Annotated in this window: 27 protein-coding genes; 5 read left to right on the plus strand and 22 right to left on the minus strand. The window is 40.5% G+C overall.

The annotated features are described in order from the left end of the window. Positions 1–370 precede the first annotated feature (370 nt). Positions 371–1,237, plus strand: a complete 867-nt coding sequence (locus tag MKX82_RS12915) for a DUF1002 domain-containing protein (RefSeq protein ID WP_233313305.1) — start codon at positions 371–373, stop codon at positions 1,235–1,237. Between the two features lie 36 nt (positions 1,238–1,273). Here MKX82_RS12915 and lysA read toward each other — a convergent pair whose 3' ends face one another. From lysA to MKX82_RS12960, 9 genes are all read right to left on the minus strand, one after another. Continuing rightward, entirely contained in the window at positions 1,274–2,599 is a 1,326-nt protein-coding gene (lysA, locus tag MKX82_RS12920; RefSeq protein ID WP_341077639.1) for a diaminopimelate decarboxylase, read from the minus strand. 184 nt (positions 2,600–2,783) lie between these two features. Continuing rightward, positions 2,784–4,256, minus strand: a complete 1,473-nt coding sequence (locus MKX82_RS12925; protein WP_341077642.1) for a spore germination protein — start codon at positions 4,254–4,256, stop codon at positions 2,784–2,786. Further along, positions 4,237–4,818 carry a stage V sporulation protein AE gene (locus MKX82_RS12930; protein ID WP_233313295.1) on the minus strand — a complete coding sequence of 194 codons (582 nt, stop codon included), beginning with the start codon at positions 4,816–4,818 and terminating at the stop codon, positions 4,237–4,239. The genes MKX82_RS12925 and MKX82_RS12930 overlap by 20 nt, the downstream gene beginning before the upstream one ends. 34 nt (positions 4,819–4,852) lie before the next feature. Beyond that, the gene (locus MKX82_RS12935; protein WP_233313293.1) at positions 4,853–5,272 is read right to left on the minus strand and encodes a stage V sporulation protein AB; all 420 of its coding nucleotides are present in this window, start codon (positions 5,270–5,272) and stop codon (positions 4,853–4,855) included. Further along, the gene (locus MKX82_RS12940; protein ID WP_341077646.1) at positions 5,262–5,882 is read right to left on the minus strand and encodes a stage V sporulation protein AA; all 621 of its coding nucleotides are present in this window, start codon (positions 5,880–5,882) and stop codon (positions 5,262–5,264) included. Before MKX82_RS12940 ends, MKX82_RS12935 begins: the two co-directional genes overlap by 11 nt. Positions 5,883–6,000: 118 nt before the next feature. Continuing rightward, positions 6,001–6,756: an RNA polymerase sporulation sigma factor SigF gene (sigF, locus tag MKX82_RS12945; protein ID WP_233313290.1), complete on the minus strand. Its 756-nt coding sequence runs from the start codon at positions 6,754–6,756 to the stop codon at positions 6,001–6,003. Between the two features lie 12 nt (positions 6,757–6,768). After that, positions 6,769–7,209, minus strand: a complete 441-nt coding sequence (gene spoIIAB / locus MKX82_RS12950; RefSeq protein ID WP_233313288.1) for an anti-sigma F factor — start codon at positions 7,207–7,209, stop codon at positions 6,769–6,771. Beyond that, positions 7,210–7,560 (minus strand): anti-sigma F factor antagonist, encoded by a 351-nt coding sequence (gene spoIIAA / locus MKX82_RS12955; RefSeq protein WP_233313286.1) that lies wholly within the window; start codon positions 7,558–7,560, stop codon positions 7,210–7,212. It abuts the gene before it with no gap. 125 nt (positions 7,561–7,685) lie between these two features. Further along, complete coding sequence (locus MKX82_RS12960; protein WP_237941676.1) at positions 7,686–8,849, minus strand: D-alanyl-D-alanine carboxypeptidase family protein; 1,164 nt, start codon at positions 8,847–8,849, stop codon at positions 7,686–7,688. 227 nt (positions 8,850–9,076) lie between these two features. On the opposite strand from MKX82_RS12960, the gene map reads away from it, so the two are divergent. After that, a complete protein-coding gene (gene map / locus MKX82_RS12965; protein ID WP_233313282.1) occupies positions 9,077–9,823 on the plus strand; it encodes a type I methionyl aminopeptidase in 747 nt (248 codons plus the stop codon). 45 nt (positions 9,824–9,868) lie between these two features. Here the strand turns inward: map and MKX82_RS12970 are convergent, their stop codons facing one another. The 9 genes from MKX82_RS12970 to spoIIM all read right to left on the minus strand — a co-directional run bounded on the left by MKX82_RS12970 (position 9,869) and on the right by spoIIM (position 17,879). Continuing rightward, positions 9,869–11,284 (minus strand): amidohydrolase, encoded by a 1,416-nt coding sequence (locus tag MKX82_RS12970; RefSeq protein WP_341077653.1) that lies wholly within the window; start codon positions 11,282–11,284, stop codon positions 9,869–9,871. 118 nt (positions 11,285–11,402) lie between these two features. Continuing rightward, entirely contained in the window at positions 11,403–11,747 is a 345-nt protein-coding gene (locus MKX82_RS12975) for a DUF6176 family protein (protein WP_233313279.1), read from the minus strand. Positions 11,748–11,862: 115 nt separating this feature from the next. Beyond that, positions 11,863–13,167 carry a pyrimidine-nucleoside phosphorylase gene (locus MKX82_RS12980; protein WP_341079537.1) on the minus strand — a complete coding sequence of 435 codons (1,305 nt, stop codon included), beginning with the start codon at positions 13,165–13,167 and terminating at the stop codon, positions 11,863–11,865. Between the two features lie 26 nt (positions 13,168–13,193). Next, a complete protein-coding gene (locus MKX82_RS12985; RefSeq protein WP_233313274.1) occupies positions 13,194–14,015 on the minus strand; it encodes a purine-nucleoside phosphorylase in 822 nt (273 codons plus the stop codon). Positions 14,016–14,027: 12 nt separating this feature from the next. Beyond that, positions 14,028–15,212: a phosphopentomutase gene (gene deoB, locus MKX82_RS12990; RefSeq protein WP_341077656.1), complete on the minus strand. Its 1,185-nt coding sequence runs from the start codon at positions 15,210–15,212 to the stop codon at positions 14,028–14,030. Positions 15,213–15,379: 167 nt separating this feature from the next. Next, on the minus strand, positions 15,380–16,270 hold the full coding sequence (xerD, locus tag MKX82_RS12995; protein WP_341077658.1) for a site-specific tyrosine recombinase XerD: 891 nt from the start codon (positions 16,268–16,270) through the stop codon (positions 15,380–15,382). 6 nt (positions 16,271–16,276) lie between these two features. Further along, complete coding sequence (locus MKX82_RS13000) at positions 16,277–16,504, minus strand: YqzK family protein (protein WP_237941678.1); 228 nt, start codon at positions 16,502–16,504, stop codon at positions 16,277–16,279. Between the two features lie 133 nt (positions 16,505–16,637). Then, on the minus strand, positions 16,638–17,087 hold the full coding sequence (gene fur, locus MKX82_RS13005; protein ID WP_233313267.1) for a ferric iron uptake transcriptional regulator: 450 nt from the start codon (positions 17,085–17,087) through the stop codon (positions 16,638–16,640). 123 nt (positions 17,088–17,210) lie between these two features. Continuing rightward, a complete protein-coding gene (spoIIM, locus tag MKX82_RS13010) occupies positions 17,211–17,879 on the minus strand; it encodes a stage II sporulation protein M (protein ID WP_233313264.1) in 669 nt (222 codons plus the stop codon). A gap of 155 nt (positions 17,880–18,034) precedes the next feature. Here spoIIM and MKX82_RS13015 point away from each other — a divergent pair, with 155 nt between their 5' ends. Further along, on the plus strand, positions 18,035–18,592 hold the full coding sequence (locus tag MKX82_RS13015) for a GNAT family N-acetyltransferase (RefSeq protein ID WP_233313263.1): 558 nt from the start codon (positions 18,035–18,037) through the stop codon (positions 18,590–18,592). A 52-nt stretch (positions 18,593–18,644) separates the two neighbouring features. On the opposite strand, the gene MKX82_RS13020 is transcribed toward MKX82_RS13015, so the two are convergent. Together MKX82_RS13020 and MKX82_RS13025 are read right to left on the minus strand one after the other, a co-directional pair. Then, positions 18,645–19,817: an endonuclease Q family protein gene (locus MKX82_RS13020; RefSeq protein WP_341077663.1), complete on the minus strand. Its 1,173-nt coding sequence runs from the start codon at positions 19,815–19,817 to the stop codon at positions 18,645–18,647. Between the two features lie 9 nt (positions 19,818–19,826). Next, positions 19,827–20,369, minus strand: a complete 543-nt coding sequence (locus MKX82_RS13025) for an NUDIX hydrolase (protein ID WP_233313260.1) — start codon at positions 20,367–20,369, stop codon at positions 19,827–19,829. Positions 20,370–20,462: 93 nt separating this feature from the next. On the opposite strand from MKX82_RS13025, the gene mciZ reads away from it, so the two are divergent. After that, positions 20,463–20,615, plus strand: a complete 153-nt coding sequence (gene mciZ / locus MKX82_RS13030; RefSeq protein WP_233313259.1) for a Z-ring formation inhibitor MciZ — start codon at positions 20,463–20,465, stop codon at positions 20,613–20,615. A gap of 73 nt (positions 20,616–20,688) precedes the next feature. Next, the gene (locus MKX82_RS13035; RefSeq protein WP_233313258.1) at positions 20,689–21,600 is read left to right on the plus strand and encodes an aldo/keto reductase; all 912 of its coding nucleotides are present in this window, start codon (positions 20,689–20,691) and stop codon (positions 21,598–21,600) included. A 38-nt stretch (positions 21,601–21,638) separates the two neighbouring features. Here MKX82_RS13035 and MKX82_RS13040 read toward each other — a convergent pair whose 3' ends face one another. Together MKX82_RS13040 and MKX82_RS13045 are read right to left on the minus strand one after the other, a co-directional pair. Further along, positions 21,639–21,884 (minus strand): YqkE family protein, encoded by a 246-nt coding sequence (locus tag MKX82_RS13040; protein WP_341077670.1) that lies wholly within the window; start codon positions 21,882–21,884, stop codon positions 21,639–21,641. A 20-nt stretch (positions 21,885–21,904) separates the two neighbouring features. Beyond that, positions 21,905–22,354, minus strand: a complete 450-nt coding sequence (locus tag MKX82_RS13045; RefSeq protein WP_233313256.1) for an OsmC family protein — start codon at positions 22,352–22,354, stop codon at positions 21,905–21,907. Between the last annotated feature and the right edge of the window lie 150 nt (positions 22,355–22,504).

Here is a 22,504-nt window from a genome sequence, read left to right on the forward strand (position 1 = left end):
TTAAATATGAAGAAACCGGCACTAGTATTAAAATCCGCCATAAGAGCATAAATTATCTGACTTTGGCGAAACCTGTTATAAATACTATCATACATAAATTATGATTAATCTTCAATGAAAATATTATAAGAAGAAAGCATCATTACAGTAACTGCGTCAAAATCCCTACTGTTTGCAAGTAATCCATATATCATCTTCTCATTATAATAGTATGCTAAAACAATTCATTCAGCTACTATTTTTATTAGCCTTATTATCGATTATAATAGCAAGTGCAAATCCCGTCCTTTACACAATTTGTGGGTAGAAGGAAACTTTTTGATTTGCCTGTACGTCTATATGCATAGAACATATTTAGGAGGAAACACAGATGATTAGAAAAAAATGGGCTGTGCTTGTCTTTTCACTTTTGCTCCTGCTGCCATTGCACGCATTAGCAGATGCAGCGCCAGGGGATATGATTATCACTTTAGGTGAAAACTTGACAGAAGAGCAGAAGAAACTGCTTCTGACGGAAATGAAAGCGCCTGATGATGCACAAATCATTACAGTCTCTAATAAAGAAGAACATCAATATCTAGGAAGCTATATTTCCAAGGCATTGATTGGCACAAGAGCCATCTCTTCCTCCGCTATTACCATCAATGATGCAGGAAGCGGAATAGAAGTGACAACTAAAAATATAAACTGGGTAACAGATGAAATGTATATTAATGCGTTAATAACTGCAGGTGTAAAGGATGCTGACATTTATGTTACAGCTCCAATTGAGGTTTCGGGGACAGCAGCACTTACAGGTCTTATTAAAGCATATGAAGTATCAACAGATACAGAAATTCCAGAGGATGTTAAACAGGCTGCCAATGAAGAGATGGTGCAGACCGCTAACCTCGGTGAAGAAATAGGAACAGATAAAGCATCTGCACTAATGGCAAAAATCAAAGAAAAAATCGCGGAAAATAAACCGTCGACAGATGCTGAACTGGAAAAAATCATCAATGATGCAGCAAGCGAGCTTAATATTTCGTTAAGCGATACTCAAAAGCAAACATTGATGGATTTCTTCAATAAGCTTAAAGAGCTGGATATCAACTGGAATCAGGTTGGAGATCAGCTGCAAGATGCAAAAGATAAATTTAATGCATTTATTGAAAGTGAAGAAGGTCAAGGTTTTCTTGCAAAAGTAAAAGAATTTTTTGCAAGTCTCGTTGATGCGATAAAATCATTCTTCTCTTAATAGAAAAAAAGGAAGTGCAAATGCACTTCCTTTTTCTTATTTATTTACAGACGCCTTCTCTTTCAAAGGTAAATCCAGACGAACTATGTCCTCATACGTCTCTCTTTTTACAACAAGAACCGCTTCCTTGTTTTCCACAAAAACGACTGGAGGTCTTGGAATTCGGTTATAGTTATTAGCCATAGAATAACCATATGCACCTGTGCAGAACACTGCTAAAATATCTTGTTCTCCTGCTTTGGGCAGTGGTAGATCCCAAATTAGCATATCTCCTGATTCACAGCATTTACCAGCGATGGACACCGTTTCTTCTGCTTCAACCAAAGGTTTATTTGCCAAAACAGCCTCATATTTCGCATCATACAATGCCGGACGGATGTTATCTGTCATTCCTCCATCAATCGCTAAGTATTGGCGCACTTCTGGAACTTCTTTTCTCGAACCAATCTTATATAGAGTTGTGCCTGCATCCCCAACTAGTGATCTGCCTGGCTCAATCCAAATTTCCGGCATGCTCATGCCAAATTGATTCATATTTTTCTCCACTTCAGTAATAATCTCTTCCACATATTCTGAAGGCTGGATCGGTTGGTCTTCGTTTGTATATCTGATACCGAAGCCCCCGCCAAGGTTTAAAACTTTAGATTCAAAGCCGAAAGCCTGTTTCCATTTATAAAGCTGACCAATAATCTTTTTTGCAGCAAGCACAAAGCCTGTTGTCTCAAAAATTTGAGAGCCGATATGACAATGCAGCCCTAACAGCTCAAGATTTTCAGCTTCCATCGCTTTAAGGATCGCTTCCTCTGCTTGTCCATTTTGCAGTCCAAAGCCAAATTTAGAATCCTCTTGTCCTGTAAGGATATAGTCATGTGTATGTGCTTCAATCCCAGGTGTTACGCGAAGCAGAATCGGCATCTTGCTGTGGTTCTGTTCACACAGCTCCTGCAATAAGGTAAGCTCATAAAAGTTGTCAACTACAATACAGCCGATTTTATGCTCAATTGCCATCAGCAGTTCTTCTCTGCTTTTGTTATTGCCGTGGAAATGGATTCTTTCCATCGGGAAACCAGCTGTAATTGCCGTATAAAGCTCACCGCCGGATACTACGTCAAGGGACAGCCCTTCCTCATTGGCAAGCTGTACCATTGCAATCGTTGAAAATGCTTTGCTTGCATAAGCAACCTGTGCCGGAATACCCCGTTTAGCGAATGTATCCTTAAATCCTCTTGCTCGTTCTCTGATAAGTGCAACATCATATACATATACTGGTGTTCCGAATTCTTCGACTATTCTCACTGTGTCAACACCGCCAATTTCCAAATGGCCAGCTTCGTTCACACTGGAAGTTCCATAATAATGCATATATCCCCCTCGATTCTCCCTAAGATTGATATGAAAGGCTAAGATGAAGAAAAATAAGAAACAAGCAGACAGTTCCCCTTTCGAACTGCCTGCCTTTTTATGTCCAATTATTTAACAGCCTACTTGATTAAACAAATGTATCATAAATAAACCCATTTCTCAATCCTCTTTTTATTGGATATTTCTATTTATTACGGTCTTGAGCATGTGCATGGCTCGGTCTTAATTTACTACCAGGAACTGTTCTTCTGATAAGAATATTAAGTAGCGCCTTTGGATAAAACGGAATGAAAGGCCATAGATATGGAACATTCAATGTGCGCAAGCTTGCTAAAAACAGAACATACAAAGTACAGCCGACAACAAAACCTGGAGTATGGAATATAGCGACTAATATTAAGAGAACAAAGCGTACGAGCTTATTGGCAATCCCTAATTCATAACTTGGAGTCGCAAAATTGCCGATTGCTGCCACTGACACATAAAGAATAACTTCTGGTACAAACAAACCAACATCAATGGCGATTTGCCCAATCATAACGGCCGCAATTAAGCCCATAGCGGTCGACAGCGGTGTCGGTGTATGAATGGCTGCAATCCTTAAGAATTCTAAACCGAAGTCAGCAATAAATAACTGAACAATAATCGGCAAGTGGGTACGCTCTGTCGGTCCGATAAAGGCCAGGTTTTCCGGCAGCAAAGACGGCTCAAGTGTAACAAGAAACCACAATGGCAAGAAAAACAAGGAAGCGAGAACACCTAAAAAGCGAACCCAGCGCACAAATGTGCCGACCATTGGAGCTTGTCGATATTCCTCAGCATGCTGCAAATGATGAAAGAACGTAGCAGGTGTAATAATAACACTCGGTGATGTATCAACATATATGACAACATGGCCTTCTAGCAAATGATTGGCAGTGACATCTGCTCTTTCTGTGTAGCGGACTAGAGGATATGGATTGTAACCTTGCTTTAGCAAAAACTCCTCAATTGTCTTGTCTGCCATCGAGATGCCATCAACATTTATTTGCTCTAGCTCCTTTTTAATGATTGCAACTAGATCTGGATCAGCAATATCTTTAATATAACCAATTGCCACATCAGTTTTTGACCGTTCTCCGACCTTCATAATCTCAAAACGGAGCCGCTCATCACGTATTCGTCTTCTTGTAATAGCCGTATTTACGATAATATTCTCGACAAAACCATCACGAGAACCGCGGATAACCTTTTCCGTATCCGGTTCCTGCGGAGTTCTGCCAGGATAGCTTCTTACATCGATGGCAATACCTTTTTCATAGCCTTCCATGACTGCAACAACTAAACCAGACAGCACTTGGTCTACAAGCTCATCCATTTTTTCCAGGGGCTTTACTTGGTGGTGCACAAGCTGGTTTTCAATAATTTTAAAAAAGTCATCGGATTGATGTACACGTTCTTCATCATTTAAGAATAATAGCTGTTCTAAAAGCTGAGAAATGATGGCACTGTCAACGAGTCCGTTCACATAGTACACATTTACCTCATGATGGAGAACACTGATTTTTCTCACTCCAAGGTCAAAGCTGACACCTAAGCCTACCCTGTCGGTCATGTACTTTTCTACATCGCAGAGCCTTCTAAAAATAGTCTCCATATCATGTGTTTCCTTGCTCATAAAATCCACTTCTTTCTAAAATATATTCCACTGCAATTCGTGTTATTGGTGCACCTTTTTCATAGGAATCTCTTTTGCCCATTTTGCCTATATCACCGATGCCGACAACTAAAGGCAAGTCGAGACTATCGAGACTGTAGACAGTATCACCGCTCATTCTTCCTATCTCATACTCTGGAATGCCAAGCTTATCTACACCGTAAGGAGTCAGATTGCCATCTTGGTCGATTGCCACATCAATCCTTGTCCATTCCTCTCTTCTCGTTCTGCTTGCAACAGCAATTACCCCAAGCACTTCCACATCCTTGTGTGCTGCTATGTATTTCAAAGCTGTCTCGCCTGCCCCCTCACCCACATAGCCACTATCATCAAACATCACTAATACGGGATCATTTTTGGCTTTTTTTATGAGATTTAAAATCTCCGGTCCACTATGGGTGGAGGGATTTCCAAATGACGTAGAAATGCAGCGGCCTCCCACTTCTTTTGCCACCATTTCAACTGCTCGTTTTGCATATTCGTCTCCATCTGTTATTAAAATAATTTTTCTTTTTGTACCCATCTGCAAATTCCTTTCTTTGACACTTTGCTAGAATCTACGGTGCAAAATACATCCAGTGAAATAAGGAGCCAAAGATTTTACCAAAGACAAGTGCCATCATCAATACGAGCAGCCGATCATCGAGGCTTACCCTTTTTGCGAGAAGAGGAAAAACATTTAATACTTCTGTAAGTGCTGCAGCAATCATACCTATATAGATTCCACCGGCTAGACCCATTACTGTTAACAGAATGGCTGGTAATGAGAAGGCTGGTTCTCTCAAAAAGACGAATGTACCGCAGACTGCACCGCAGACGACAGACCATTCATAGGAATATATCTTGCTTCCTGTTTTCGTCAGCTGCGTCAATCTCGGAATAATCCCAAAGACGGTTAAAAAAGCAACATAACCGGCTCCGACTGTTATTCCCCAAGCTCCCCCAATAAAAAGGACAGCAAGTATTTTAATGATCATCTAATTTTTTCATGCTTTCTTTATTTTCATGCATGATGACATATTGGTCCAAAGCTTGCTGATAAGAGAAAACTTCTACTTCCAGGGGGCTTGGTTCCTCATTAAAACGCTTTTTGAATACATGGTTGAAAAAAATGATCATTCCTAAGCCTAAACCTAGACTATAGGGAATTTGGAAGATGAGAGGCTTTTCTACCTCTTTTCCTGTAATGATTTTATACAGCTTTTGGTGGACTGCCTGCATGCTGACGTCTTCATGAAAATTCATAATAGTCAAGGCAGAGCCAATAAAAAGGAGCAGCCAAACCAAAAGGAACAGCGGTATAGACACTTCTTTTTTTTTGAGGATGACTTCAATGATGGTTTGTGCAGGACCGATAATCTGTATCTCCAAGTTTAGATTGAAGCTGCGTATTGCCTTAATTACCCTTGTGCTGTCGATGATGATGATGTTACGGTCACTCTCTGAAATAGAATAGATTATCAAATTATTCAATTGTTCCATTAAGCTATCAGCAGCTATTACTTGGGCTAAATCCTTCAGCAGCACTTCTTCATTCAATCTTTTTTCGATACGATTTCTCATCCGAATATAGACTGTCTCAGCCATTCATCAACACATCCAATCATCTAATGTTTTTACGATGATGGTAGTATTTGCTTAATGTGGGCAATTTATAATGATAATTTTTTTGGTAATATTTCCATATAAAAAGAGCAGATGGATATTAAATATCCATCTGCTCTTTCATTTGTAGCAATATTTTTTTCTCAAGGCGTGATACTTGGACTTGGGATATTCCAAGCCGGGTTGCAACTTCAGATTGTGTCTGATCTTTGTAATAGCGCAAATACACAATCAGCCTTTCTCTTTCGTCGAGTTCCCTAATCGCCTCTTGCAGGGCGATTTTATCAAACCATTTGCCCTCATTGCCATCATCTATCTGGTCTAGAAGGGTAATAGGATCGCCGTCATTTTCATATACTGTCTCATGGATAGAGGACGGTGTTCTGGCGGCCTCTTGTGCTAAGACAATATCTTCCGGCGGAATATCAAGATGCTCTGAAATCTCTCCAACAGTTGGTGTACGGCCGTACTGCTTGGAGAGTTCATCTTTTGCTTTCCTGATTTTATTGCTCAGTTCCTTTAAGGAGCGGCTCACTTTCACGGTTCCGTCATCACGGATAAAGCGCTGAATTTCGCCAATGATCATCGGGACTGCATAGGTCGAGAACTTCACATCATAGCTTAAATCAAATTTATCTACTGATTTAAGCAATCCGATACAACCGATCTGAAATAAGTCATCCGGATCGTAGCCTCTGTTCAAAAACCTTTGCACGACTGACCATACAAGTCGCATATTCTTCTGGACTATTGTATCTCTAGCTGACTGATCGCCATCTTGGCTTCTTTTGATAAGCTCCTTCACTTCATGGTCTTTTAAATACGTTTCTTTCTCCTTTTTTACCTCCACATCCATAAGCGATTCTCCTTAATTGCTTAGCATTTTGCTCTTTATTAAATGCTTGCGCAGGCGGATCTCAGTTCCATTTTCTGGGCTAGAATGCACTTCAATTTCGTCCATAAAATTTTCCATGATGGTGAATCCCATTCCGGATCTTTCCAATTCAGGCTTTGTCGTAAATAACGGCTGTCTTGCTTCTTCTACATCCATAATTCCTCTTCCATCATCACGAATGGTCAAATCGATAAAGGAATCTTCCATAATGACTGAAATGTAGACAATCCCGTCAGGGTCATTTTCATAACCATGAATAATACAGTTTGTGACCGCTTCTGATACGACTGTTTTGATTTCTGTCAACTCATCCATCGTTGGATCAAGCTGTGTAATAAAAGCAGCGACAGTTACCCTTGCGAAGGATTCGTTTTGGCTTTGTGCGCTGAATTGCAAATGCATTTCATTTCTCATTTATGCAACCCCCAATCTTTCAAGTGCAAATTGTTCATTTGTTTCCAGCTTCATTATCTTAAACATGCCAGACATATCAAACAACCGTTGTACACTCGGGGAGATTGCGCAAATCACCATTTCTCCGCCTAGCTGCTTTATTTGTTTATATCTGCCTAAGATTACTCCTAAGCCTGAACTATCCATAAATGATAAATGCTCTAAGTTTAAAACAATATGGCGAATATTTCTGCTCTCTATCGCATCAGTCGCTTTTGTGCGCAGCTCTTCTGCGTAGTGATGATCTAATTCCCCTGCTAAACGAATACAAAGAACATTGTTTTTTGTTTCCAGCTCAATATTAAGACTCACTATCCATAGCCTCCTCTTTTTAGGTTAGTGAGTCAATTCTACCTTTAATCCTGCATTTCCTTCAAGCAAGACAAAACTAGTGTTGATTCGCTAAAAAAAGAGGAATGCTGACAGTTTTAGCAAGCTTATTGCGTTTTTGTAAACATACCGGCAGTTCGTTTAAACAGTGTCCACCAGCCTGCTTCTTTAATTTCTGTTTGCGATACGAGCGGACTTTCCACGATTGTCTTGCCATCTTTCACAAATTGGACCTTGCCGATTTCCTGACCCTTTGCAATTGGGGCTTTTAAGTTTTTGTTCATGACGATTTTTTTCTCTACGTCATCAACCTTTTCTCCCTTTTTCGTCAATAGAGAGATTGGTTCGCTTGTAACAGCTGATGCCTGTTTTTGGTCCCCTTTGCTTACATTTACTTTGCCGATAAGCTCATTCCTCTTATAGACTGGATGCGTTTCGTATTGGCTAAATGCATAATCAAGCATTTTTGTTACTTGTGCATTCCGCTCTTTTGATGTAGGCGCACCAAAAACAACAGCAATCACACGCATTCCATTCTTTTGGGCAGTTGCTGTCAGGCAGTATTTTGCTTCTTTCGTGAATCCCGTTTTCAAGCCGTCTACTCCAGGATAAAACTTAACAAGACGATTAGTATTTACAAGCCAGAACTTCTTGTCAGAGTCTTCTCGCAAGTACGCCTCATATGTACCTGTAAATTTAGTGATATCCTCATATTTCAATAATTCCTTCGCCATGATAGCCATATCATGTGCTGTGCTGTAATGCTCATCGACCGGGAGGCCTGTGACATTCTTGAATGCTGTATTCTTCAATCCTAAACTGCTCGCTTTTTTGTTCATCATTTCTACAAATGCTTCTTCTGAGCCAGCAAGTCTTTCGGCTACTGCCACTGCTGCATCATTCCCAGACCCGATTGCAATGCCTTTAAGCATTTCCTCTGTTGTCATTTCTTCTCCAGGCTCCAAGAAGATTTGGGAGCCGCCCATTGAAGCTGCATGTTCACTCGTCCTGATTTTCTCGTCTATTTTGAGTTTACCTTGATCGAGTGCTTCCATGATTAAAAGCATAGTCATTATTTTTGTCATACTTGCCGGCGGCAGCTCTTCATTGCTGTTTTTCTCATATAGTACTGTCCCAGTGTCTCTGTCAATCAAAATAGCTGATTTAACATTGTCCACCAATTCACTACTTTTCTCTGCAGCAAGTGTGCTTGGTGCCAACATAGATGCAAATAGTAACATGGTTAAAAAGATTGTTGCGATGCGTTTCATCTCAAAGACCCTCCATTCTATATACTGTCCCATTTTTTCCAATCATGTTTTTTTTATACAGTCAGCTATAAATATTTTTCTTAGGAAGACTACTGTGCGCACGAGGAGTGAGTATCCTTGACACAATCATGCATTTAAGCTATTTTTAGACTGTTATATAAATAGTTCGGCTATAGAAATAAGCTGTATTAACTTAGTGGTTTTTTCGAAATAAAGGAGGAGAAATTTTGATTCAAATAAAAACAAAGGAGCAAATCGAAAAGATGAAGAAAGCCGGGGAAATCCTTGCAGATTGCCATAAGGAAATCCGCAAGTTAATTAAACCTGGCATTACAACACTTGAGATTGATAGATTTGCAGAAGAATATATCACAAAAAGAGGAGCAACACCTGAGCAGAAGGGATATCACGGTTATCCTTTTGCGACATGCGCATCTGTCAACGATGTTATTTGCCACGGATTTCCAAACAAGACTGCTTTAAAAAATGGCGATATCGTTACAATTGATATGGTGGTGAATTTAGACGGATGGCTTGCCGATTCTGCCTGGTCCTATGCGGTCGGAACGATTTCGGAGGAAGCGCAAAACTTGCTGAAAACGACAGAAGAGGCCCTGTATAAAGGGATAGAGCAAGCAGTTGTAGGAAACAGGGTCGGCGACATTTCCCATGCCATTCAAACCTTTGCAGAGTCAAAAGGCTATGCCGTTGTTCGCGACTTTGTCGGCCATGCGATTGGCAGAGACATGCATGAAGAGCCGCAAATTCCTCATTTTGGTCCTCCAAATTTGGGTAGAAGGCTGAAAGAAGGCATGGTTATCACGATAGAACCAATGTTAAATACCGGAATGTATCATGCGAAGGTTGATTTAGATGGCTGGACTGCAAGAACAGTAGACGGCAGTCTCTCAGCTCAATATGAGCATACGCTCGCAATCACAGCAAATGGGCCTGAGATATTAACAAAGCAATAAGAAAAAAAGGGAAGCTAATTTTAACGCTTCCCTTTTTGTATGCAATTATTCGTGGATAAGCTGTCTCACTTGATTTGGCGGCATTACATCTGCCGGTATTCCAGGCTCATAAAGTTTCACAGCCGATGTTTTTGCAAACTCTTGTTTAGCTTCGTCTATTAAAGAATGATCTTCCAACAAATCATAAAGTGTTAAAGCCATTGTTTTGGCAGCTAAATGCATTCCTTTAAAGCCGATAGAGCTGCCATAACAAGCCGTTGCTTGCCAGGAATGCGCTTGAACTCCTACCGGTGCACAAGTTGTCATCACTTGTCCTACAGGGGTGATCCAGCTTACATCGCCGACATCTGTTGAACCACCGATTGATACACCTTTCATTCTTTGATCGTCAATATTGACTGTTGGAAGGAGATCATCTGTGAATGCTGCAATGCGCTGTTTAGATGTAGCAACGATACTTGGGTCAATGGAAGCGATAACTTCACTTGCAAATTGTTTTTCCTCTTCTGTAAAGAATAACGGGTTCTCCTCCATATTTTTCAGCATTAGCCCGTTTAATGTATCGTTGGGCAATGTTTCATAGGCGAAAGCAAGAATTTCAGAACGAACTGTCGTTTCTGTCATTATGGCCGCTCCATCGGCACATTTTTTTACCCTTTCAAGCAATTCGTCCACTTGTTCCTTTGTGGCAGCCCGGATATAATACCACACGGTGCTAGCATCTGGAACAACATTAGGAGCAAAACCTCCATTAGTAATGACATAATGTATTCTCGAGCCATCGAGGATATGTTCTCGCAAATAATTGCTGCCAATATTCATGATTTCCACGGCATCAAGTGCACTTCTGCCGGCATGAGGAGCTCCTGCAGCATGTGCGGCAATTCCGCTGAAATGGAATTTAATTGACACCATTGCTTGCATGCTAAAGTTTGACGTCATATTAGCAGTACCTGGGTGCCAAGTAAGGGCACAATCTAAATCATCAAATACTCCTTCTCTTGCCATAAAGGTCTTGCCTGACAGAACCTCTTCGGCCGGACAGCCATAATAACGAATCGTTCCAGTGAGGCTTTCCTCTGCCATTTTCTCTTTTAAGGCAATAACTGCTGCCACCCCTGCTGTCCCTAATAGATTGTGTCCGCAGCCATGGCCTGGACCGTTTGCAACTATTTCCTCCCGAACTGGCGATACGGTTTGAGAAAGACCTGGCAATGCATCATATTCTCCTAATATGCCGATGACTGGACTGCCGCTACCAAACTCTGCAATAAAAGCCGTTTCTGAGCCTCCTGCATTTTTTGTAACCGTAAACCCGGCATTTTGCAGTGCTGCTATTTGCAGCCCGACAGCATGCGTTTCCTCATAAGCAAGCTGCGGATGTTCCCATATATCCTTCGCCATGTCAGTAAAGAATTGTTCATGTTCGTTCAGCCACTCTACTACATCTGTTTTACTCATATAAAGCCTCCTAATCAATTAGTTACAAAAAGAAGAATGAATATTCTGTATTTTAAAAGCATAACCCATCTTTTTAATTCGTGCCACTAATCAGTCAGGAAATCTGACGAAAACATTTTTATTGAAGAACATCCATCACTTTATTCTGTATCATGACAACCTCATTTTTCATATGTACTGGCTCATATTCCTTGTCTATACATTCCTCCCAATAGGCAATATGAAGGTTATCTATTTCATGTTTGGATTCCGCTAACAAAGCTCCCCCTTCACCTTGGATTGAGTACCAATAAAGAAATTCCTCACCGCCTGTAACCTCCCGAAAGATTGTTTCCACATACATTTTTTCATCTTCCAACGTCAGCAGCACCTTGTCCATTTCCTTATTTAGAAGCGCCATCCATTTATCCACGACTGCAGATTTACCTTTTTTCACTTTTACTTTCGTCAACTCTATATTCACAAGCAGCACCCTCCTCAAGTAATTAATGTCATTATAGCAAACTAATTAGATATCTGTCTAATTAGTTTGCTATAAAAGAAGATCGAGTTCGCCTCGACCTTCCTTCCTGCTTTATTTAGCCTGTAATTACTTCATAAATTAATTCAGGAGCATCTACTTTTTGATCTGTCACTTTAATATGCTCATATAATCTTTGTTTAACATCATCGACATTGTCTGTATTACTATAAATCGTCACAAGGGATTCGCCTGCTTCCACCTTGTCACCGATTTTCTTGTTTAGAACCAATCCAACAGCTAAGTCAATTTCTGACTCCTTCGTCGCTCTGCCAGCACCTAGAATCATCGCTGCTGTTCCGATACTATCAGCCGTGATTTCTGCCACATAGCCGGACTCCTTTGCAGGTAGCTCAAGCTTGTATTGTGCTTGTGGAAGACGCTCAGGCTCATCCACAACACTTGAATCGCCGCCTTGTGATTCTAAAAACAGCTTGAACGTTTCCAAGGCTTTGCCGCTCTTAATTGCATCCTCGAGCATTTCTCTCGCTGTTTCAATACTTTCAGCCTTCTCCGCTAAATACACCATCTGAGAGCCTAGAGTGAGACAAAGCTCTGTTAAGTCTGCTGGTCCTTGACCCTTTAATGTATCGATTGCTTCCTTCACTTCTAGAGCATTACCGATGGCAAATCCAAGCGGCTGGCTCATGTCAGAAATAATTGCCATCGTCTTGCGGCCGACATTATTGCCGATTCGAACCATTGCTTCTGCAAGTTCCCTTGAGTCATCCAATGACTTCATAAAAGCTCCTGCCCCTGTTTTAACATCAAGACAAATCGCGTCAGCACCGGCAGCGATTTTTTTGCTCATTATGCTGCTTGCAATAAGAGGAATACTGTTTACTGTTGCCGTAACATCTCTTAAAGCATACAATTTCTTATCAGCAGGAGTCAGATTGCCGCTTTGACCAATGACAGCAACCTTATTTTTATTTACTAGTTTAATAAATTCTTCTTTATCGATTTCCACATGGAAACCTTTTACTGCTTCTAATTTATCAATCGTTCCGCCAGTATGGCCAAGACCCCTGCCGCTCATTTTCGCAACAGGAACGCCTACAGCCGCAACGAGCGGGCCGAGTACAAGTGTCGTCGTATCGCCGACACCGCCAGTAGAATGTTTGTCAACTTTGATTCCTTCAATTGCCGACAGGTCGATTACATCACCGGAATGAACCATTGCCATTGTTAAATCAGCTCGTTCCTTCTCGGTCATGCCTTGAAAAAACACTGCCATTGTAAATGCACTGATTTGATAATCAGGTATTGTACCATCTGTATAGCCGTTGATAATGAAAGAAATTTCCTCTTCCGTCAATTCGCGTCCATCACGTTTTTTCTCAATTAAATCAACCATTCGCATTTTCATAGTGAGAATCCCCTTATCTACTATTCGCCGATTTTTGTAACCAATTCTTTCACATATTTAAGGAAGTCTGCTTTAACTTTTTCTGTCGTTTCAATTACTTCTTCATGATTCAACGGCTGGTCAAGAATACCTGCTGCCATGTTGGAAATACAAGAGATTCCAAGGACTTTAAGTCCAGCATGTCTAGCAACAATTACCTCTGGAACTGTTGACATACCGACTGCATCTCCGCCAAGAACTCTAAGCATTCTAACCTCTGCCGGTGTTTCATACGATGGACCTGTGTTACCGACATATACGCCTTCTTGTACCTTTAAGCCGATGCTTGCAGCGATTTCTTTAGCTGTTGAACGTAAATTTTTGCAATATGCTTCAGACATATCAGGGAATCTAACGCCTAGGGCAGAATCATTTGGGCCGATAAGCGGGTTTGTTCCCATATTATTAATATGATCTGAAATAAGCATTAAGTCTCCAGGAGCGTATGATTCATTCACACCGCCTGCTGCATTTGTTACGATTAAGTTTTCGACACCTAATTCTTTCATAACACGAACTGGGAATGTCACTTTTTCAAAAGTGTACCCTTCGTAATAATGGAATCTCCCTTGCATTGCAACAACTTCCACACCGCCAATTGTTCCAAATACAAGCTGACCAGCATGGCCTTCTACTGTTGAAACTGGGAATTCTGGAATTTGCTCGTACGGAATTTTTACAGCATTTTCGATTTCTTCAGCTAGAACACCAAGTCCTGAGCCTAAGATGAGGCCAATTTTTGGCACAGCGGAATATTTTCCCTTCAAAAAGTCTGCTGATTGTTTAATTTTAGTATAATCCATGTTCACTGCTCCTTATATTAACTCTTTTAAAAAGCTCTTTCCGTTTTTTGGCATAGAGACATTAAAGTTTTCTGCAATCGTTGCGCCAATGTCCGCGAACGTTTCTCTTAACGGAAGCTGTTGTCCTGCACTGATTTTTTTGTTGTATACTAACAGCGGCACATACTCTCTCGTATGGTCAGTTCCATGATGGACAGGATCATTTCCGTGGTCTGCTGTGATAATCAGCACATCATCCTCGTTTAAGAGCGGCAGCACTTCTGAAAGCCTTGCATCATATTCCTCAAGCGCCTTGCCATAGCCGATTGGATCACGTCTATGTCCGTAAAGAGCATCAAAATCGACAAGATTTAAGAAGCTTAATCCCGTAAAGTCCATATGTAAAGTTTCAAGCAGCTTATCCATCCCATCCATATTCGATACGGTTCTTAGTGACTTAGTAACACCTTCGCCATCATATATATCAGAGATTTTACCGATAGCAATGCTGTCAAAACCGCTGTCTTTCAGTTCGTTCATTACTGTTCTTTCAAACGGCTTCAACGCATAATCATGGCGGTTTGCTGTTCTTTTAAAGCTGCCTGGTTCACCGACAAACGGTCTTGCAATAATTCTGCCTACCATATACTTCTCATCAAGTGTCAATTCTCTTGCAATTTCACAAATCTCGTAAAGCTCCTTTAATGGTACAACTTCTTCATGTGCTGCAATTTGCAGGACAGAATCAGCTGATGTATAGACAATCAAGGCACCTGTTTTCATATGCTCTTCGCCAAGCTCATCTAAAATTTCCGTACCGCTGGCAGGTTTATTGCCGATAATTTCTCTGCCTGTTTTTGCTTTTAATTCATTTAACAGCTCATCCGGGAATCCTTCCGGGAAAACACGAAACGGTGTGTCAATACGCAGGCCCATGATTTCCCAGTGACCAGTCATTGTATCCTTGCCGTTTGATGCTTCCTGCATTTTCGTATAATGAGCCATCGGCTTGTCTGCTTTATCAATACCTTTAATTTCTTCGATGTTGCTCAAGCCAAGTTTCCCCATATTTGGCATATGGAGACCATTCATCTTTTCAGCTATATGACCAAAAGTATGGGCACCTAAATCGCCGAATTTTTCAGCATCAGGAGCTTCACCAATTCCGACTGAATCCATCACAATTAGGAATACCCTTTTAAATGGATATGTGGACATTTAATTACCTCCTATATATGAATTAATCATCCTATTTTACCCTTTAGTATGTATCTTTAACCTAAAAAATTATAGCATATTGTCAGAAGTCTGACATCTATTTGCATAAAAATAATTTTAGGGCCAGTCCTTCCACCATTGTATGAAAAAAGGTGAAAGGGCTGCCCCTATGCTCTTGGATGATATTGACTATAAACGTCTTTTAATCTTGTTTTTGTAACATGTGTATAAATTTGTGTTGTAGAGATGTCAGCATGTCCAAGCATTTCTTGAACTGCCCGCAGATCTGCCCCATTCTCAAGCAGATGTGTCGCAAAAGAATGCCTTAGGGTATGGGGAGTTATCTCCTTATTAATCTCCGCTTCTTTGCCGAGTCGTTTTAAGATTTTCCAGAAGCCTTGCCGTGACAGTCTTCTGCCGTGATGGTTTAGAAACAGGGCATCTCCTACTTCTTTTTTGCTTATAAAAGCAGGTCTTCCTTCTTCAAGGTATTCTGTAAGCGCCCTTGTGGCGGCACCCCCGATTGGAATGATTCGCTCCTTATTCCCTTTACCGATACACCGAACGAAGCCCATCATTAAATGGACATCATCCATATTCAACTGAATCAGCTCACTCACCCGTATTCCTGTTGCATATAAAAGCTCCAGCATAGCCTTGTCTCTTTTTCCAAAATGATCCAGCTTATTCGGAAATTCAAGCAACGCCTCTACCTCTTTCATAGACAGCACCTTAGGCAATGACCTTTCTCCTTGCGGCGATTCAATATGTACGGTCGGATCCTCTTCGGTCACCCTGTCCCGAAAAAGGAATTGGTGAAACGCTCTGATAGAAGCTATGTGTCTGGCAATTGTTTTAGAAGATTTTCCGTTATCTTTCAAAAACCCCAAAAACCGAACAATATGTGCACGCTGAATATCGGTAAGGCTAACCATCTCTACTTCTTTCATGTACTTACTGTAGGATTTCAAATCCCGTTCATACGAAACTAGAGTGTTTTTTGCCAGACCCTTCTCCACCAATAAAAAATGCATAAAGTCCTTTAGCTGTTCTTCCATTAGTCATTACTCCCCATTTAAGTAAAAAAGAAATATTCGTTCCTTCCAGGAAAACTCCTCTGCCTTTCCATCACCGCTCACTTTCACAGCAGCTCCAGATGGTTCATCATAACGATGAAAATCCTGATATTCTTCATTAAACCATATAAGCGCATAATAAAAAAGAACTGTGCATCCTACAAACAGCAAAAAAACCTTTGCTGTCCGAAAAACTACTTTAGACCATTGCAGCATTATTACTCCTCCAAACTAGTGTCATACTAAAAGCTATGCCAGTTTACGGAGTAAATATACCTGTAATAGGGCCTAAAACTACTAAACAATGCAAAAAACCTTCTCCATATGAAAAAGGTTTCTCATTCTTTGATTAATCTGCACTTTTTTCAATACAGCGATGACATATTCCATGAAAGGTTAAACGGTGATCTTTTATTTTAAAGTTCCAGTCACGTTCAACCACTTTTTCAACATCCCCTAATAAATCCTCTTGAATTTCATCAACAGCTCCACATTCTATGCATACTAAATGATGGTGAAAGTGAGCTGCACCTTCTTGTCGCAAGTCATATCTAGAAACACCGTCACCGAAATTTATCTTGTCGACTATTTTCAGCTCAGTCAGCAGCTCTAATGTCCGGTAAACTGTCGCTAATCCAATCTCGGGAGATTTCTCTTTTACAAGGAGGTAAACATCTTCTGCACTTAAGTGGTCTTCTTCATTCTCTAGCAAAACCCTCACTGTTGCTTCCCTTTGAGGAGTTAATTTATAGCTCGAAGAATGCAACAGCTTTTTTATTCTATCTATTCTACTTTCCATTCCGAAAGTCCCTCCCTAGCCACTGTCCATATCATTATAACAGAAGAAGGAATAGAATCCTAATAAAAATTATTATAAATAAGAATCAATAATTATTTGTTAATTAAAATAATTATAATTTACTTACACTTTCGGGATGAACCCTATAAATGATTCTACCATATTAATAATCGATTTCATAAGTCCTGGTGAAATATAGGCCTCCACTCCAGCGGCAGCAGCAAGGAATATCATAGCAGCAAACAGCAGAAACATATATCTTCCAAATAACGGCAGCATCGGCTCTCCCATTTTTTTCATAAATTGCTGTCTAATCATCTTAAATGAAAACGAAACAGACAAGGTTGCAGAGATGATAAAAATCGGGATAATGATAATATTTTGAGGCAAAACAGACACAAAAGAAAGCAAGAAGCCGTTCCAGCCCATCTGGTTTACTAAAAATCCGACTGTAAATCCAACAACCATCCCTTTAATGAACAATAAAATGAGAATAACCGGCAAACCGATGATAGAAATACCCAAGAGCCACATCAAGCCGATGAATTTACTGTTATGAGAAAAGCTTTGAATAAATAAATCCTTGCTGTCAGCAACCTTGCCATTAGAAATTTGGCTGAAAAACTGTGACAGATAATAGAATAAATCTTCCTTTTGGCTCAATGTTAAACTGTTCACGACAATTGCTCCAAATATGACACCCATCAAAAACAACACCGCAATAAATAAATAGATGGAGGAATGCTCCCGAAAATGATTTGCTAGAATGTTCTGGTACTTATTTTTTTTCATTGCTACCTCTCCTCTGTGCCAATCTGTTAGTTCATTCTATGAAAAGATTCAGCAGTATATGACTAGCAAATCTAGTATTTTTCTACCAAAAGTATCTGTAAATTATAGATGGCAGCACGTATACTAAAAGAAACCAATAGAAGGGGCGAGCGCTTATGAAACCAATCCTCCTTGATTTTCCTCCTAGAATAGAAACAGACAGACTGTATTTAAGGCCATGCCTACCAGGTGACGGAAAACTAGTTTTGGACAGCATCCAGCATTCCTTGCAAGAGCTGCAAGATTGGCTCCCTTTTGCCCACAAACAGCAGACATACGAAGAAATAGAAGAGAATATTAGAAGGTCGTATGCTAAATTTATTTTACGAGAAGACATTCGCTTGCATATCTTCTTGAAAGAGACAGACACATTTATTGGATCAACTGGCCTTCACAAAATTAATTGGGATGTGCGCATTTTTGAAATCGGCTACTGGTGTGATTCAAGATTTGCTGGATGTGGCTATATTACGGAAAGCACGAAGGGATTGGTCCAATTTGCGAAAGATGTTCTAAAAGCAAATCGAATTGAGATTCGCTGTGACCCTCTCAATACAAAAAGTAGAAACATCCCTGAAAAGCTCGGATTTACGCTGGAAGGAATTCAAAGGAAGGATTGTATGAGCGCAGACGGAAGTACCCTTAGAGATACTTGTGTGTTTGCTTTGACTTAACTCATGACAAAAAACGAAAAGAAACGGCCAATCCGCCATTTCTTCTCGTTTTTTATTCGTCATTTTTATTAGAAACACGCCCATACCTGCCGCCGCCGCCAACAGTGAGCGACAGCTTGCCAGCTCTTGCAGCTTGGATATATTCGGCCACCTGAGTCGGAAGTATTTCAGCAAGCTGCTCATACGGTGCTTCGTGAATAATTTGCATTTCCGTCGAAAAATAATGAAGCAGCTTCTCAAGTGTTTTTTTCCCTAAACCTGGAATAAACTCCAGTGGAACTTGATGAATATAGGGCGGCCTTGACGGCTTATCACCAGCAGTGGCAAGCTCTTTTATCCTTACAGCCACCCCTTTTTTTCCGTTTTTATGCCCGCAGCTTGAGCATACCTCTTCCTCTTCTCCTAATGGCTTGTGGCATTTTAAACAAACTGTATTATGATATTTGCCTAACAAAGGATCCATTCCATAGTTTTCTGCGACTTGCCGGCCATCGACACCCTGCAATGCTTTCTCCAGCTCTGTGAAGGATGCTTCCTCTACCTCTAAAATTTGATACTCTCGGGCAATTTTTGCCAGAGAATGGGCATCTGAATTGGTGATATACGTATAGCTGTGTAGCTCCTTGATCTGATCTGCCATCATAGTATTCGAGCTTAGGCCCAGTTCTACAGCATCAATCAAATCTGGATCAAAAACTTCTGAAAGGGATGCTTTTACGCCGCTTCCGTACAAACTTTTATATGGTGTAAAGATATGTGCAGGAATAAACAAACCGCCAAGACTCTTTACCTTTTTTTGCAGTTCTTTGCCTGTCACATAGATGCGCTGTGAGCTTAATTGAATGTTTTTCATGTATTTAGAAAGCCATGATGAGAATTCCTTCATAGCCGTCAATGTCGGCATATAACAGAGCACATGGATAGGCCCTTTACAAGAATCATCATATATTTCAAGCTCAGAACCAGGAATAATGGTTATTCCATCCATCTCCAGTCCCCCGCCTGTCTTTTGAACCATTCTGCCTTTTGCGATGTATTCATCCATTTCCATTAGTATTTCTGGCGAATGGCAATCGATAATTCCAATCATATCAAGCCCCTTTTGATAACTGGCATATTCGATAATGTTCAAAAGCGTCAATGTACGAGATCCTGTGATTTTTACTGCCTTACCGCTTGCTGTTCTGCCGATATGGATATGTAAATCTGCAAATATGCGAATCATTAAATCACCTTATTTTCCTAGAAGCTGCCAGTACTGGACGGCATACATTGTTTTGGCATCAAAGATTTTTTGCTCCGTTATTAAGCTTTGTGCTTCCTCCATTGTAATTTCCATCAAGTTGACGAATTCATCTTCATCTAGTTCTGCCGCATTTTCTATTTTATAAAGACCGCTCGCCAAGTATACATGGACAATTTCATCAGCAAAGCCAGGGGAAGTATAAAAGGAGCTGATAAGCTTCATTTCTTTACAGCCATAGCCGGTTTCTTCCTCTAATTCCCTTCTTGCACAAAGAGCTGGGTCCTCATCCTTTTCAAGCTTGCCTGCCGGAATTTCCACAATCGCTTTTTCCAAGGCTTTCCTGTATTGCTCCACCACCACAAGCTTCCCTTCTTCTGTTATCGCTATAACTGCAACAGCTCCAGGATGCTTAATAATCTCTCTTTTGGAAGTACTGCCATTCGGAAGCATTACCTCATCCACTTGTAAGGAAATAATTCTCCCGTTAAAAATCTTCTCTGTGCTGATTGTCTTTTCTTCTAAATTTTCCATTTGTCCTTCACTCCTGTTCTAAGCAATTCCATTTTTCATATATTTCATTATACTTATTTCCCTGTGCAAAAGGGAAGGAAACGGAGGATGTCTTTGAAGATTTATAAACAGGAAAAAGCCATTATACTGACTGGAAAGGCATGGCAAGTCCGGCATATGCTTAAAAACTACCGTAAAGACTATGTTTATATTAAGGATTGGATAAAGGGCGAAAAAACACTGCAGAAAAAAGAAGACAAACTTTAAGCCACTTTTTTTGTCTTCTTCTCCTCCTTTTCGTTAAAATAAAGATGGAAATACTAGTGAGAGAGGTGTGCTTATGAAGAAAAATCGTTTAGGTCAATCTGATTTACATGTTTCTGCTCTCGGACTAGGCTGCATGAGTCTTGGGACAGACGAAAAAACAGCCTTCCCTATCCTTGAAGCAGCACTGGAAGCAGGCGTTAATTATTTTGACACAGCCGATTTATATGATTTCGGACAGAATGAACAAATCTTAGGTAAATTCTTTAAGCAAAACCGAGAGAATGTTATTATTGCTTCTAAAGCTGGCAACAAGTGGCAGGAAAACAAAGAAGGCTGGACGTGGGATGCCAGCAAGGCTTATATAAAAGAAGCGGCCAAACAAAGCTTGAAACGCCTTGATACAGATTATATCGACTTGTACCAGCTTCACGGCGGAACGCTCGATGATCCTATTGAGGAGACGATTGAGGCATTCGAAGAGCTAAAAGCAGAAGGTTATATCCGTTATTACGGCATTTCTTCCATCCGCCCAAACGTTATTAGAGAATATGTAAAGCGTTCTAATATTGTTTCAGTTATGATGCAATACAGCATATTGGACAGGCGTCCAGAAGAGGAAGCCTTGCCACTTCTTCATGACAGCGGAATCAGTGTTGTCACGCGCGGTCCAGTAGCAAAGGGCTTGCTGAGTGATAATTACCTAAAAAAGCTTACGGCAAAAGGCTATTTAGACTACAGTGAAGAAGAGCTCCGCTCCACACTGGAAGGTTTACAGGCACGCTTTGAAGGCAAACGCTCTATTTTGGAAGCAGCTGTCCAATACAATCTTTCCAATCCGGCAGTTGCTACTGTTATTGCTGGGGCTAGCAGTGTGGAACAGCTGCAGGAAAACGCCAGAGCTGTTAACAGCATTGCCTTAACTCAGGACGAACAAAAAGTCATTCAAGCCGTATCAAAAGCTTCCTTCTATAAGGATCACCGATAAGAGTAAACAAAAAAAAGCAGGATTTTAGCCTGCTTTTTTTATTTGTATTCTTTCCAATTCATAGGGGTCTCGTTCAAAAGTTCTTCAAAGCTTTTGTTTTTATCACGCTGCCTGCGCTCTTCTTTTTTTCTTTCTTCTTCGACTTTAAGTTTTTCTTCTTCTGCAGCTTTCAGCTCCTGCTTCTTATCCTTAAGCTGTTTGGCAAGCTGTTCATTCAGCATATCTCCAAGTGTTACAGGCTTATCTGCGTTATCCTTTTTTGCAGGTCTGTTTTGTTTTCTCATGGCAAGAAACCACCTTTCCATTAATCTTCGATTGTAATCGTCTCTTCAAGGCTAACCTTAACATTGCCTTTAATTGCTCTTGTAATCATGCAAGATGCCTCTGCCTTTTCCGCGAGCCTTTTTGCAAGCTCCACCTCTTTGCTTGAAGATCCAGCTGGAAGAACTATATTTGGACGATGGATGATTTCTTTATATGTAAAGACACCGTTTGTCACATCTACAATCGCTTCCGATGCCAATGTTAAGCTATTTTTATCTAATTTGCTTCTTTCCATCATTGCTGCCAATGTAATTATAAAGCAAGTAGCCGCTGCACCGAGCAGCATTTCATCAGGATTTGTCCCGACACCTGGACCATCCATTTCCTTTGGAATAGAAATTTGTGTTTTTAAATTGCCGCTTTCAATTGTGCCAATATCATTACGAAGTCCTGGCCAATTTGCCTGCAAATGAAAATGATGTTCTGCCATTCCTTTCATCGTCCTTTCTGTAAAACCTGATGAAAGTATCATACCATAATTTTGGAGCGTTTGTTCGTTGGAAGCTTATACAATTACTCACTTGACTCATCTTTTCCTGTTTAGGCTTTTATGTGTATCGAATCTCGTGTTTTTGTGTAT

It is taken from the genome of Niallia sp. FSL R7-0271, assembly GCF_038005785.1.
Lineage (GTDB): Bacteria > Bacillota > Bacilli > Bacillales > Cytobacillaceae > Niallia.